Origin of the sequence: Rhodococcus sp. PAMC28707, assembly GCF_004795915.1 — a bacterium.
Classification (GTDB): Bacteria; Actinomycetota; Actinomycetes; order Mycobacteriales; family Mycobacteriaceae; genus Rhodococcoides.
In genome coordinates, this window is the sequence record NZ_CP039253.1 from 2,541,312 (window position 1) to 2,555,401 (window position 14,090).

The following is a 14,090-nucleotide window of genomic DNA, read 5'->3' on the forward strand; positions in this document are numbered from 1 at the left end:
CGGTTCACTGTGTACCCCGTCACACTTTCAGGCACGACGGCTTTCGATCACACAAGGAGATGAAATGAGCGTTGACGATCGAACACGATCCGGCGGTCCAGACCCGGACGCAGCCCCGACCGGGCTCAAGAAGGTCGTCGCAGCGTCGATGGCAGGCACGATCGTCGAGTGGTACGAGTTCTTCCTCTACGGCACCGCAGCGACGCTGGTGTTCTCGAAGATCTTCTTCGCAGCCGGCACCAGCGAACTCGATGCCATTCTCGCTGCATTCGTCACCTACGCCGTCGGATTCGTGGCTCGCCCGCTCGGCGGTATCGTCTTCGGTCACTACGGGGACAAGTACGGCCGAAAGAAGTTACTGCAGTTCAGTCTGGTGCTCGTCGGCGGAGCAACGTTCCTCATGGGATGCCTCCCCACCTTCAGCCAGATCGGCTACTGGGCTCCCGCACTTCTCGTGGCGCTTCGATTCATCCAGGGCTTCGCAGTCGGTGGCGAATGGGGTGGCGCGGTTCTGCTTGTGGCAGAACACAGTCCGAACAAGAGCCGCGGATTCTGGGCCAGCTGGCCACAGGCCGGGGTCCCCGCCGGAAACCTACTCGCCACCGTCGTACTCCTCGTGCTGACCACCACGCTGTCCGACGCGGCATTCCTCAGCTGGGGATGGCGTGTCGCGTTCTGGCTCTCCGCCGTCATCGTCTTCGTCGGCTACTACATCCGCACCAAGGTCACCGACGCCCCGATCTTCCTCGAGGCACAGAAGCAGGCCGAGGTCATCAAGGCCGCGTCGTACGGCGTGTTCGAGGTCGTGAAGCGTTACCCGCGTGGCGTTCTCACCGCAATGGGTCTTCGATTCGGCGAAAACGTCATGTACTACCTCGTCGTCACATTCACAATCACCTACCTCAAAGTCGAGGTCGGCACCGACACCCAGACGATCCTGTGGTGGATGCTCGCAGCTCATGCCGTCCACTTCGCCGTCATTCCGCTGGTAGGACGTCTAGCCGATCGTATCGGTCGACGCCCGGTCTACCTGTTCGGTGCACTGACCGCCGGCACGTGGGGCTTTTTCGCATTCCCGATGTTCAACAGCGGGCACAACGCCGTCATCATGCTCGCCATCATCATCGGCCTGGTCTTCCACGCCTTCATGTACGCCACCCAGCCGGCGATCATGGCCGAAATGTTCCCGACGCGTATGCGGTACTCCGGCGTCTCCCTCGGCTATCAGGTGACCTCGATCGTTGCCGGCTCGCTGGCTCCGATCATCGCGGTGTTCTTGCTGAACAGGTACGGATCCTCGGTGCCGATTGCGTGGTACCTGGCCGGTGCGTGCACTATCACGTTGGTTGCGGTCATCGCTGCCCGTGAGACCAAGGGTCTTTCGCTGGAGTCGATCGATATCGAAGACGCCAAAAACCTTGCAACGGAGTCGGAATTGGCCAAAGCAGGACTGAAGTGACGGACCTGACCGGACGGTCTGCGCTCGTCACCGGCGGGGCAGGCGGCATCGGTGCAGCGTGTGCCCGAATGCTCGCAGATCGGGGCGCGAGAGTCACCATCGCCGACGTCGACGAAGTGGCGGCGAAGGAGCTGGCATCGGAACTGCACGGGGAGTCGTGGGCGGTGGACCTGACGGACGTCGCGGCTCTGGAGAACCTCACGCTCGACACCGACATTCTGATCAACAACGCCGGCATCCAGACCGTCTCACCGATAGTCGATTTCGATCCAGCAGCATTTCGTCGGATTCAGACGCTGATGGTCGAAGCACCCTTCCTTCTCGTCCGAGCTGCGTTGCCGCACATGTACTCTCGCGGTTTCGGCCGAATCGTGAATATATCCTCTGTGCACGGCTTACGTGCCTCGGCATTCAAAGTCGCCTATGTCACGGCCAAACACGGCCTCGAAGGACTCTCGAAAGTCACCGCGCTCGAAGGTGGCCCGCACGGAGTGACGAGCAACTGCGTCAATCCGGGCTACGTCCGAACCCCATTGGTCGAGAAACAAGTCACCGACCAGGCTGCCGCGCATGGCATTCCGGAAGACGAGGTGCTCCAACAGGTCATGCTGGCCGAGAGCGCGATCAAACGGCTCGTCGAACCGTCCGAGGTTGCCTCGTTGGTCGGATGGCTTACGTCCGCGGACGCGGGCATGGTCACCGGTGCGTCCTACGCCATGGATGGTGGGTGGTCGGCGAAGTAGGCACCCCACCGCCGGCTTGCGTTCGCCCCGCCGACTGGTGTTCACCACCACCACCACCACCACCACCACCGGCTTGAATGGACCCCTCTAGCTATTTGATCGTATGAGTGGTCCATTCGAGCGATGGGTGAGGCACTTTCAGGCCTCGCGACCCAACTGGGCGCGGGCCTTCTTCCAGCGAGCGACAGACCCAGGTCTTGGACAAAAAAATAACCCCCTGCGAACTGCTTCTCAGCTGTTCGCAGGGGGTCCCTGGCGGAGGATAGGGGATTTGAACCCCTGAGGGCGTTAACCCAACCCGCGTTCCAGGCGAGCGCCATAGGCCACTAGGCGAATCCTCCGTGTGGAAGCGTACCGGATAACCCCCTCCAGATCCCAAACGGGCTCCGGTGAGGGCCACCGAACCGGCATGGCCGCCAGTGTGGTTACACTCTTCAATGGATCCCGCGCGGCGCGCATCCTGTGAACTCCCCCAGGGCCGGAAGGCAGCAAGGGTCAACGGGCTCTGCCGGGTGCGCGGGGTCCCCTTTACTTTCAAGGGACCAGATTTCGAGCCCCGACACCGAGAGGGAAGCTCCACATGCCAGCGCAAACCCAAATGGGGTTGATGAGCCATGAGGAGCTCGTCTCCGAGAACGAGCATCAGTCTGCCAAGTACCAGCAGCTCGAGAACGAGAACCTCGCACTCGACCTCACCAGAGGCAAGCCGTCACCCGAGCAGCTCGATCTTGCTGCCGGCCTGCTGACGCTTCCCGGGGAGGATTACCGCGACGGCAACGGAACCGACTGCCGCAATTACGGCGGCCTCGCAGGTCTTCCCGAGTTACGAGCAATCTTCGGTGAAATCCTCGGCATTCCGGTGAAGAATCTGCTCGCCGGCAACAATGCGAGCCTCGAAATCATGCACGACCTGGTTGTGTGGGCCCTGCTGCACGGTCTTCCCGATTCGCCACGGCCGTGGTCGGCCGAGCCCAATATTCGCTTCTTGTGCCCGGCGCCCGGGTACGACCGGCACTTCGCAATCGCCGAGAGCTTCGGCATCGACATGATCGCAGTCCCGATGCTTCCCGATGGTCCCGACATCAACGAGATCACCCGTCTCGTCTCGTCGGATCCGCAGATCAAGGGCATGTGGGCGGTTCCGAATTACTCGAACCCCACTGGGGCCGTGTACTCCGAGGAAGTGGTGCGAGCGTTGGCATCCATGCCGACTGCCGCTCCGGACTTCCGCCTGTTCTGGGACAACGCTTACGCCGTGCATCCGCTGGTGGAAGAGTTCGCGCCATCGCACGACATCCTCGGGTGGGCCGCCGAAGCCGGACATCCGAATCGTCCGTTCGTGCTGGCGTCGACGTCGAAGATCACGTTCGCCGGTGCGGGCGTCAGTTTCTTCGGCAGCTCGGACGAGAATCTCGCGTGGTACCAAAAGCATTTGGGTAAGAAGAGCATCGGTCCGGACAAGTTGAATCAGCTTCGGCACCTGCGGTTCTTCGGCGACGCCGACGGTGTCCGTGCCCACATGGCAAAGCACCGGGACATCCTTGCACCGAAGTTCGCACTCGTCGGTCAGATCCTCGAAGACCGGCTCGGGGCGTCGAAGGTCGCGTCGTGGACGGAGCCGAAGGGTGGATACTTCATCTCCCTCGACGTGCTCGAAGGTACCGCGGCCCGCTCGATCGCCTTGGCGAAGAACGCCGGTATCGCGTTGACGGGAGCGGGTTCGGCATTCCCGTACGGAAACGATCCGGAGGACCGAAACATCCGGCTCGCTCCGAGCTTCCCGTCCCTGGACGATCTGCAGAAGTCGATGGACGGGGTCGCGACGTGCGTTTTGCTCGCCGCGACCGAAAAGCTCCTCGACAGGTGAATGGAATACGCCCGAGCGGGCGTATTCCATTCAGGCTGCAATGCAGTCGCTCAGTGACCGATCACTACCGCGCCTTCTGGTGCTTCGGCGAGTAGGCCCGGTCGCAGTAGGAACCTCGTAATGACCGCGCCCAGCACGAAGATCCCACTCGCCCACCAGAACGTCGTTGTGTAGCTGGCGAGTTCGGCGTTGGCCTGCAGCGCTGCCGCACTCGATGCGCCAGCCACATTGTCTGTGACATACGTGGCTGCTGCGCTCGCTGCGATGGTACTGAGCAGTGCGGTACCGATGGAGCCGCCGATCTGCTGCATGGTGTTGACCGTGGCGGAGGCGACACCCGAGTCGTCGAGATTCACCCCGGAAATCGCACTCTGAAAGGCCGGAGCCATGGAGGCGCCGAGTCCGAGGCCCATGATGATCAAGCCGGGCAGAATGTGCATCGGGTAGGTGCTGTCCAACGACACCTGAGTCAAGAGACCCATTCCGACCCCGGCAACCAGCAGGCCTGTCGGAATCAGTACCCGGGGGCCGAATCGCGGCAGGATCACTCCCGTCGAGACGGTTGCAGTCAGGATCAACGCGCCGATCATCGGCATGAATGCGAATCCGGTGGTGATCGGTGTGTAGCCGAGTGTGCTCTGCATGTAATAGGTGAGGAAGAGGAACACCGCGAACATGCCTGCCCCGGTGACGAAGACTGCGAGGAACGATCCGGCGCGTGTCCGGTCGAGGATGATGCGTAGTGGCAGCAGAGGATGCGCGACGCGTCGCTGCAGGACGACGAACACTCCTAGCAATGCTGTCCCGATGACGAGGAACGCGAGGGTGACCGTGTTGCCCCAGCCGTCGGATTCTGCGTGTGCGAAACCGTAGACGATCGCGAACAGCGCGGCCGAGACTGTGACTGTTCCCGGAATGTCGAGCTTGGGCCGGGTGGTGACTGCATGCTTGGCCAGCAGGATGAATCCGGCGACGAACGCCACCCCGGCGAAGATCAGGTTGACGTAGAGGCTCCAACGCCAGGTCGCCCATTCGGTCAGTATGCCGCCGAGCAACAGGCCCAACGCGCCACCGCCACCGGCGATTGCACCGAAGATGCCGAATGCTTTCGCGCGTTCCTTCGGGTCCGTGAACGTGGTTGCCAGCAGCGACAGCGCCGCCGGTGCGAGAAGTGCACCGAATACGCCCTGGCCTGCGCGAGCTGCGACGAGCATTCCGAAGTTCACCGACGCGCCCCCGACCGCCGACATGAGGGCGAACCCGACAAGTCCGATGAGGAAGGTGTTGCGACGACCGAACAGATCGCTGAGTCGTCCGCCGAGGAGTAGGAGACTGCCGAAGGCCAGCGCGTATGCGGTGATGATCCAGGAGCGGTTGCTGTTGTCGAAGCCGAGATCGAGCTGGGCCGCCGGCAGGGCGATGTTCACGATGGTCGCGTCCAGAACGACCATGAGCTGAGCCAGGCCGAGGGTGGCGAGAACCAGCCAGCGAACGCGATGTGATTTTGCGTCAGCGGTTTCTACCGAGGGCGGTGACGTCGATGTCTCGACGCTATCCGGAGACAATGCGGTCATGTTCGTCCTTCTGTCGACTATGCGGAGGTGTACTCTCCGGTTATCGACCAAAGGTAGCAGCTAAGCGGAGGGGAGTCCTCCACTTATCGGGTGAAACGGACATTCAATGGGTGTGAGAGCCGACACAGGGGCGAAGAAGCCACTTCGGGCCGACGCGGAACGAAACCGTAAGCGCATCATCGAGGCGGCTCGCGAGCTGTTCGCGTTGCGTGGCATCGACATCACTCTCGACGATGTCGCCGATCATGCGAAGGTGGGTGTCGGGACCGTCTATCGGCGCTTCTCGTGCAAAGAAGAGCTCATCGATGGTGTCTTCGAGCAACGGCTCGAGGAAATGGTCGTGCTTGCCGAGGGGGCGTTGACCACCTCCGACCCATGGGAAGGCCTTGTCGCGTTCCTCGATCGATTGTGTGAAGGGATGACCGCCGACCGGGGTCTCGGTGAGGTCGTGCTCGGTACGGACGAGGGCTGTGAGGGAATCGCGCAGGTGCGCGAACGGCTCGAGCCCTTCGTCGAGAAGATCGTCCTCCGAGCGAAGGCATCGGGCCAGCTTCGCGCCGACGTCGAGGTCAACGACCTTTTTCCGCTGATCGGCATGGTCTCCACAGGTGCCGAGTTCACCTCCGCCGTGGACGCCGGCAATTGGCGACGCTATTTCACCGTGGTTCTCGACGGGCTCCGATCCGAACCCGGTGCGGCGACCGCTCTGCCGGGGCGTGCACTCACCGGAGCCGAGCTCGACTCGGCGAAAGCTGCAATGCATCACCGTCGCCGCTGAGCTGTTTTTTGTGATTGTTCACAGGGTTCGCGCCGGTGCGCGGTGGGTTGGACCATCAGTCTTTCGCCTGTGCTGTGCATCACGTATGGTCCCTCACAAGTGTTGCTACTGCCTAGTAATAACGGCGGCGACAGTGAACCTATGGGGGTAATGCATGCGAGCGTCACGGGTAGTCGGACCGGCCATCGGAGCCGTTCTGCTGGCAGCAACAGCGATGACGCCTTTGGCGTCGGCTCAGCCGCCTTCGGGTTCATCGACCGGATCGACGGTGGAGTCCGACTTCTACCTGCCTCCGAGCCCACTGCCCGACGGCGATGCAGGGGACGTAATCCGCTCCGAGCCCTCGCATTTGGCGATCTCGGTGCCCACCATCGGTGGTGCGCTCCCCGGCGAGGCAACTCGAATCATGTACCGCAGCAAGGATTCCAATGGTAATCCGATCGCAGTGACGGGCACCTACATCGATCCGGCGGCAGACTGGACCGGCCCAGGTCCGCGACCGCTCGTGAGTCTCGCACCTGGTACGCAGGGGCAGGGCGACCAGTGTGCGCCATCGAAGATGTTGAACAACCTCATCACCTACACGCCTCCGTTCGATGCCATGGTGGAGTACGAGGTGCTCTCCGCATACGCGTTGCTGTCTCAGGGGTATGGCGTCGTCATCACCGACTACCAGGGACTCGGCACCCCGGGTGCGCACACTTACGTCAACCGCGCAGCCGAAGGGCATGCTGTTCTCGATGCGGCTCGGGCAGCGCAGAGTCTTTCCGGAACAAAGATTTCCACTGATGGACCCGTCGGGCTGTACGGCTACTCGCAGGGTGGAGGCGCGGCAGCGTCCGGCGCAGAACTGGCATCGGAGTACGCGCCGGAACTGAACATCGTCGGTACGTACGCAGGGGCTCCGCCGGCTGATCTGAAGTCGACACTCGAACAGGTGGACGGCACCATCCTCACCGGCGTGATCGGTTACACGCTCAACGGCTTGCTCGAATCCGACCCGGATCTTCGGCCGATCATCGACGAGAACATCAACGGTGCAGGCAAGGCGATGTTGAGTGAGGTCGCCGATCAATGTGTCGGCGACACGATTCTGACGGTCGGGTTGCATCGCACGCAGGAGTACACCAACTCCGGCGAGCCGATGTCGGTTGTTCTCGGCAGGCTACCCAGGGCCCAGGAGATATTGGCGGCCAACAAGATCGGCGAGCGCACACCGAACGCGCCCGTGCTGATTCAATCCGGCACGTCCGACGATATCGTCCCGCACGGTCAAGCTGTGCAGCTGGCCGCCGACTGGTGCAGTCAGGGTACAACCGTTCAGCTCAGCAGTGCTCAGGTACCGATCATAGTGCCGGGATCGGGTGCAGGACACATTATTCCGGATCTACTCGGACTCGGCGAAGCGCAGAACTGGATGAAAGATCGCTTCTACGGAGTCCCAGCGCCGTCGAACTGCTGAGGTGATCATGTACGGTCCGGGCACAGTCAGCGCGGACCGTACATGACCACGGCGACGCCGAGAAGGCAGAGTGCTGCTCCTGTCACGTCCCACCTGTCCGGCTCGAAACCGTCGGCAATCATTCCCCAGGCGAGAGATCCCGCGACGAAAACACCGCCGTACGCGGCGAGGATGCGGCCGAAATTGGCGTCCGGCTGCAACGTCGCGACAAATCCGTAGGCACCGAGCGCAACGACACCTGCGCCGACCCAGATCCATCCGCGGTGCTCTCTGACTCCCTGCCACACCAGCCATGCCCCGCCGATCTCCAGCACTGCGGCGACGCCGAACAACAGGATGGATTTGAGTACCGTCACCTGTGCACGATTCCATATGTTCACCGAAGTGCCATAGGTTCCCTAAGTGTAGGAGGATCAACACTCGGGTAACCGAGTGAAGGTATGTACACAGCGAGGGGCGGCGGCAGATGATCGTGACCGATCGAGGTCAATCGAGTAAGCCCAACGGAGGTAGGTAGCTCATGCGTGAGCAGTACAACGTCACCTTGGATTCCCTCGCAGCCGATCTTGCATCGATGTGCGGACTTGCCGAAGCTGCGATGGAGTCGGCCACCAGGGCCTTGCTGACCGCGGATCTCGCCGTCGCGGAACACACCATCTCCGGCAGGGAAGCGATCGACAGAGCTGCAGCCGATTGGGAGCACCAAGCCTTCGGAGTCCTCGCGCTGCAGTCGCCTGTCGCACTGGACCTGCGAATCATGGTCAGTGGACTTCACATAGTTGCCGATCTCCAACGCATGGGTGGACTTGCCATCCATATCGCCGAGCTCGCTCGACGCAGACACCCGGCACACGTACTGCCGGTCGAGGTGGAGAGTGTGTTCGCCGAGATGGGGCGCGTCGCCGTCGAACAGGCAGATTCGACGCGCAAGGTTCTGCTCACCCGTGACGCCGAACTCGCCGCCGAGTTGCAGACCAAGGACGAAGCGATGGACGAACTCCACCGGAGCTTGTTCACTCTGACGTCGGCACCGGGCTGGCCGCACGGCATTCCTGCTGCCGTCGACATCACGTTGCTCGGCCGATTCTACGAACGGTTCTCCGATCACACTGTCGAGGTTGCCAAGCGGGTCATCTTCCTCGTCACCGGTGAATTTCGGTCCGACGAGACATAGTCGAGCCACACCGTTCGGCCACGACATCGCAGCTGAAACCCGATAACGGAATTTCCTCCCGCGTGGGAGGATCGGAGTCATGTCTCCTACTCTGCACCTGGTCGGCGACCCAGAAGCCGATGCACTGCTCGCCGAGGACCCTTTCGCGTTGCTGATCGGAATGCTTCTCGATCAGCAGGTTCCGATGGAATCGGCATTCGCCGGTCCAAAGAAACTCGTCGACCGTCTGGGCGATCTGAACGTCGAGACCATAGCGACAGTCGACCCGGAGGAGTTCGCGGCCGTGTGTGCCACAACGCCTGCGGTACATCGCTTTCCGGCTTCGATGGCCAAACGTATTCAAGGACTCGCGGAATACCTCGTCGAGAACTACGACGGTAAGCCGGATCAGATCTGGCGCCGTGACAGTCCTGACGGACCCGAAGTACTGAAGCGGCTGAAGGCGTTGCCGGGGTACGGAGATCAGAAGGCCCGCATCTTTCTCGCGTTGCTGGGCAAGCAGATGGGCGTGACGCCCGACGGGTGGCGCAAGGCCGCAGGCGCGTACGGGGACGAGGGATCGCGGCGGTCGATCGCCGATGTCGTCGACGAGAAGTCGCTCCTCGAAGTCCGCGAATTCAAGAAGGCCGCCAAAGCAGCAGCCAAGAACAAGTGACGTACGAGCACTGGCTCGAGAGTATCGACGAGGCGTCGCTGGCCCGCCTTCTCGCAAAGCGTCCCGACGTGGCGCTCGATCCGCCACCGCGCACGTATGCCGCACTTGCCCACCTTCTGCGGCGCGATCGATCGTTGGATGCGGCCATACGTGAACTCGACGTGGGTGCCCTGTCGCTGCTCGTGATTCTCGCTGGAAGCGAATCGATCTCGCGTTCGGAGCTCGGTATCGCGGTCGCGGAGGGGATCGAGTGCACGACGTCCGATGTAGATTGCGCCGTGGAATCGCTGCTCGAACTCGGACTCTGCTCGCCGGTCGGTGAGGGCTACACCTCCATTGTCGAGAACCTCGAACGTCTGAAACTGCACGCACCCCCCGACGTGTCGCGGCCCGTCATGGTCGAGCGAGGGGCAGCGAATGTGCAATCGCAGGAACTTGCCGTGGCCGGGTTCTGCGACCTCGTCGAAGCAGTGCTCGTGGAAGTCGATGCAGGCTCTGTGAAAGCGGTCAGGGCAGGGGGAGTAGGGAGTCGCCAGGTTCGGGCGCTTGCCACGCGCGTCGGCGCTGATGTCGACGAGGTCGAACTTGTTCTCGGTCTCGCAGGCGAGCTTCGTCTCGTCGAAGCTCGCGCTGCGCTACTGCTATGCACGACCGAGTACGGCGATTGGCAATCGATGGACCGGGCAACGAAATACACGAACATCGTGGAAGCGTGGTGGTGGTCGGAGGGCGCCGCGACGAATTCCTTGCAAGCGAACGGTAAGCGGGCGCAGATACTCGGTCCGATCGCCCCTAATCCGTCGACGGTCGTGCTTCGTCGACGGATGATCGACTCGATCCCGGACGGTGGTTTTCTCGACGTCGACTCGGCTGCGGACTACACAGTGTGGAAGCTGCCCCGGTTCGCGGCCGAGGCTAACCCCGGTGATGTCGCGGCCGTGTGGCGCGAGGCATCCGCACTCGGGATCATCGTCGACGGTGCTCCGACGGACTTGTCACGTCTGCTCGGCAGCATGGGAACTACCGCCGATGCGACGGTAGTTGCACCCGCTGTGCACCAACTCGTCCACCGAGCCGAATCAGTAGTGCGGTTGTTGCCCGATCTCACTGCCGTGGTGTCCGGACCTGTGAGCGAACGTGTTTCGCTGCTTCTCACGGGATCGGCGACCCGCGAATCGCGCGGCGCTGCGTCGGCCTGGCGGTTCAGTTATCGGTCCATCCGCGGTTGGCTCGATCGAGGTGGCTCCGGTGAAGAACTGCTCGAGTCCTTGGCTGCAACTGCGTCGACCGAAGTGCCACAGTCGCTCGACTACCTGATCCGTGATGTCGTGCGCAGGCACGGGGCAATCACCGTCGACCAGGTGTCCGGGCGCATCGAGTCTCGAGATGCCGCGCTCATCGCCGAGATTCACGCGCGCACACTTTTCGCGGCAGACAAGTGCGCGGACACAGCCCTGGCCCCGTCGATACCGGCGCACAGTGTGCTCGCCGCGTTGCGATCCGCGGGCTACGCCCCAGTGCTCACCGGCGACTTCGCACCGACAGAGGTGGCCAGGGTGGCACCTCGACCGCTACAGTCGCGCATCGTTCCGATCTCGCCGCAACGCACCGATGTCGGTGAGTTGGCGCGCGCTCTCGTGACAGGTGTTCCTGCCGAAGTCGATATAGCCCGATTGGCCGCGCGATTGAAGACCGTTCATCATCTCCCGGCCCGAGATGCCGATGCCCTCGCTGGGGCCATCGCGGTCGGCACTGTGGTGACGATCGATGTACTTACCGCGGGCATGGGCATCGTCAAGGACACGATCGGTGACATCCTTCTAGATTCCGGAACGTTGCATGCCTGGTCGGAACGGTTGCAGACCAGGCGGAGTATCGGGATCTCGAATGTCCGGATGATCGTCGCACCGCTGTTGTGAACTCGAGGCTGGGCCATCGACGCCGATGTCGGCGTTCGCCGGTACCCTTTCGGCGTGGCTCTCTACCGGAAGTACCGTCCTGCGACGTTCGCTGAAGTTGTCGGGCAGGAGCACGTCACCGAGCCCTTGAGTGTGGCGCTCGACTCCAACCGCATCAACCACGCCTACCTCTTCTCCGGCCCACGTGGCTGCGGCAAGACGTCGTCGGCGCGCATCCTCGCGCGGTCGCTGAACTGCGCCGAGGGCCCTACCTCTACACCCTGTGGGGTGTGTAATTCCTGTGTCGCGCTCGCGCCGGGCGGACCAGGCAACTTCGACGTCGTAGAGATGGACGCAGCGAGTCACGGCGGCGTCGACGATGCCCGTGATCTTCGGGACAAAGCGGTGTATGCACCCGCCGAGTCTCGTTACGTCATCTTCATCATCGATGAGGCTCACATGGTGACCACGGCGGGCTTCAACGCGCTGCTCAAGGTGGTTGAGGAACCGCCGGAGCATCTGGTCTTCATCTTCGCCACCACCGAGCCGGAGAAGGTGCTGCCGACCATTCGGTCACGCACGCACCACTATCCGTTCCGGTTGCTGCCCCCGTCGACCATGCGAGGACTGCTCGAGAAGATCTGTGCGCAGGAGAACGCGATCGTCGCGGATCCCGTGTTTCCGCTTGTCATCCGTGCAGGAGGTGGATCGCCGCGCGATTCGCTGAGTGTGTTGGATCAGCTCCTCGCGGGCGCGGGTCCGGAGGGCGTGACGTACCCCCGGGCGCTGTCCTTGCTCGGAGTCACCGATGTCGCACTGATCGACGAAGCAGTCGACGCTCTCGCTGCCGGCGACGGTGGCTCCCTGTTCGGCACCATCGACAAGGTCGTCGATGCCGGTCACGACCCCCGCAGGTTCGCCACCGACCTACTCGAGCGGCTGCGCGACCTCATCCTGATGCGCGCAGTGCCCGACGCCGGGGAACGTGGTCTGGTCGATGTGCCGGGCGACGTGCTCGAACGACTCCGCGAAGAGTCCACGCGCATCGGCTCGGCAACCTTGGCGCGCTACGCGGAAATCGTGCACTCCGGATTGGGGGAGATGCGTGGGGCCACTGCGCCGCGACTTCTCCTGGAGGTGATGTGTGCACGCATGCTTCTGCCCTCCGCTTCCGACGCCGAATCTGCCGTCCTTCAACGTCTCGAGCGCCTGGAACGGCGTCTCGATGTGACCCTTCCCGCCGGTGAACAGGCCGCGGCCGATCGGGTTGCGGTCGTCGAAGATGCAGCCCCGAGGCGGATCGAGGCGTCGTCACCAGTGGCACCGGTGGAGGACACACCGTCGAAGTTCGTCCGCCCCTCGCAACGGCCGGTGGCCGAGGCGCCTGCGCCAGCAGTGCCTACATCTACGCCCACTGCGGCACCTGCCACGCCCGCGCCCCAGCCTGCGGCGACCGTGCCTGCGCCGGAGCCACAGCCAGAACCACAGCCACAGCCAGAACCACAGCCACAGCCAGAACCACAGCCACAGCCAGAACGGCAGCCCGAGCCCGAGCCGGTCCACGTGCCGGAACCAGTACCTGATGCGGAACCCGAGCCGAGTGCTGTACCCGAGCCGAGTGCAGAGCCTGCGCTCGACACGAGTCAGGAGCCGCCTCCAGAGCCCGAATCGCAGCCCGAGCTTTCAGCTGTCAGTGAGTCCGTTGTCAGTGACCCCGTTGTCAGTGAGACCGTCGTCAGTGACCCGGTTGTCAGTGAGCCGGCTGTCGACGAGCCTGAGCCCGCGCTTGCTCCCGTCGCGGCGTCGAATCAACCCGACGCGGCGGCGGTACGTGCGGTGTGGTCCGAGGTCAGAACCAAGGTCCGCGAGCGCAGCCGTACGGTCGAGGTCATGCTGTCCGGGGCGTCGGTGCGCGCGGTCGATATCGATTCGATCACCCTCGGCCACGACTCGGCCCCGCTGGCCAAGAGGCTCGGGGAACCGCGAAACGCCGATGTCATTCGAGATGCACTGCGTGATGTTTTCGGAGTCGACTGGGCGGTGACCTGCGTTGTGGGCGCGACCGCACCGGCTGAAGAGGTCTCGGCATCGAAGGGTGGTCCCGAGGCTCCAAAGGCGCCGTCGACGAAATTCTCACGACCGAGCCAGAGCAGCAAGACGGCGCGAACGACCGATGACGCATTCGGGTCAGCGGGGGATGGATCTGGGTACGAGGACATTCCGCCACCTGAGGCACCGGACTACCCTGACGACCCCGAACCGGCAGGTCCTCCACCACCGGAAACCGCTGAGGACGAGGAAGAGCTCATGAAAGCGGCCGCAGAACCTGCGGATCCGTCGATCAGGCGCGACCCGGATACGGTGGCGCTGGAGTTGATCCAAACCCAGCTGGGCGGAACTCCTCTGAAGGAGTAGCGCTGCTCGTAGTGGAGAAACACGCTCAGGAGAAGTTGTTGTCCAGTGCTGTGTTGTGCACTCGA

Annotated in this window: 11 protein-coding genes, 1 tRNA gene and 1 other RNA gene; 10 read left to right on the forward strand and 3 right to left on the reverse strand. The window is 62.9% G+C overall.

Annotated elements, in window-relative coordinates; genetic code table 11:
- Positions 1 to 64 precede the first annotated feature (64 nt).
- A complete protein-coding gene (locus tag E5720_RS11500) occupies positions 65 to 1,459 on the forward strand; it encodes an MFS transporter (protein WP_136170765.1) in 1,395 nt (464 codons plus the stop codon).
- Positions 1,456 to 2,202, forward strand: a complete 747-nt coding sequence (locus E5720_RS11505; protein ID WP_136170766.1) for a 3-hydroxybutyrate dehydrogenase — start codon at positions 1,456 to 1,458, stop codon at positions 2,200 to 2,202. Before E5720_RS11500 ends, E5720_RS11505 begins: the two co-directional genes overlap by 4 nt.
- Before the next feature lie 253 nt (positions 2,203 to 2,455).
- Here E5720_RS11505 and E5720_RS11510 read toward each other — a convergent pair.
- Positions 2,456 to 2,543, reverse strand: a tRNA-Ser gene (locus E5720_RS11510).
- A gap of 95 nt (positions 2,544 to 2,638) precedes the next feature.
- Between E5720_RS11510 and ffs the strand changes: the two genes are divergently transcribed.
- Together ffs and E5720_RS11520 are read left to right on the forward strand one after the other, a co-directional pair.
- An RNA gene (gene ffs / locus E5720_RS11515) (signal recognition particle sRNA small type) lies at positions 2,639 to 2,733 on the forward strand.
- A 49-nt stretch (positions 2,734 to 2,782) separates the two neighbouring features.
- Positions 2,783 to 4,069 carry an aminotransferase class I/II-fold pyridoxal phosphate-dependent enzyme gene (locus E5720_RS11520; protein WP_136170767.1) on the forward strand — a complete coding sequence of 429 codons (1,287 nt, stop codon included), beginning with the start codon at positions 2,783 to 2,785 and terminating at the stop codon, positions 4,067 to 4,069.
- A gap of 50 nt (positions 4,070 to 4,119) precedes the next feature.
- On the opposite strand, the gene E5720_RS11525 is transcribed toward E5720_RS11520, so the two are convergent.
- Positions 4,120 to 5,643 carry an MFS transporter gene (locus E5720_RS11525; protein ID WP_136170768.1) on the reverse strand — a complete coding sequence of 508 codons (1,524 nt, stop codon included), beginning with the start codon at positions 5,641 to 5,643 and terminating at the stop codon, positions 4,120 to 4,122.
- Between the two features lie 106 nt (positions 5,644 to 5,749).
- Here E5720_RS11525 and E5720_RS11530 point away from each other — a divergent pair, with 106 nt between their 5' ends.
- Both E5720_RS11530 and E5720_RS11535 read left to right on the forward strand, forming a co-directional pair.
- On the forward strand, positions 5,750 to 6,421 hold the full coding sequence (locus E5720_RS11530) for a TetR/AcrR family transcriptional regulator (protein ID WP_136170769.1): 672 nt from the start codon (positions 5,750 to 5,752) through the stop codon (positions 6,419 to 6,421).
- Positions 6,422 to 6,575: 154 nt separating this feature from the next.
- The gene (locus E5720_RS11535) at positions 6,576 to 7,883 is read left to right on the forward strand and encodes a lipase family protein (protein ID WP_247595926.1); all 1,308 of its coding nucleotides are present in this window, start codon (positions 6,576 to 6,578) and stop codon (positions 7,881 to 7,883) included.
- 26 nt (positions 7,884 to 7,909) lie between these two features.
- Here E5720_RS11535 and E5720_RS11540 read toward each other — a convergent pair whose 3' ends face one another.
- Positions 7,910 to 8,239, reverse strand: coding sequence for a YnfA family protein (locus E5720_RS11540; protein ID WP_136170770.1), 330 nt, complete (start codon positions 8,237 to 8,239; stop codon positions 7,910 to 7,912).
- A 164-nt stretch (positions 8,240 to 8,403) separates the two neighbouring features.
- Between E5720_RS11540 and phoU the strand changes: the two genes are divergently transcribed.
- The 4 genes from phoU to E5720_RS11560 all read left to right on the forward strand — a co-directional run bounded on the left by phoU (position 8,404) and on the right by E5720_RS11560 (position 14,025).
- A complete protein-coding gene (gene phoU / locus E5720_RS11545) occupies positions 8,404 to 9,057 on the forward strand; it encodes a phosphate signaling complex protein PhoU (RefSeq protein WP_136170771.1) in 654 nt (217 codons plus the stop codon).
- Between the two features lie 79 nt (positions 9,058 to 9,136).
- Positions 9,137 to 9,712 (forward strand): HhH-GPD-type base excision DNA repair protein, encoded by a 576-nt coding sequence (locus tag E5720_RS11550; RefSeq protein ID WP_136170772.1) that lies wholly within the window; start codon positions 9,137 to 9,139, stop codon positions 9,710 to 9,712.
- A complete protein-coding gene (locus E5720_RS11555; RefSeq protein WP_136170773.1) occupies positions 9,709 to 11,631 on the forward strand; it encodes a helicase-associated domain-containing protein in 1,923 nt (640 codons plus the stop codon). Before E5720_RS11550 ends, E5720_RS11555 begins: the two co-directional genes overlap by 4 nt.
- A gap of 54 nt (positions 11,632 to 11,685) precedes the next feature.
- On the forward strand, positions 11,686 to 14,025 hold the full coding sequence (locus E5720_RS11560; protein WP_136170774.1) for a DNA polymerase III subunit gamma and tau: 2,340 nt from the start codon (positions 11,686 to 11,688) through the stop codon (positions 14,023 to 14,025).
- Positions 14,026 to 14,090: the final 65 nt, after the last annotated feature.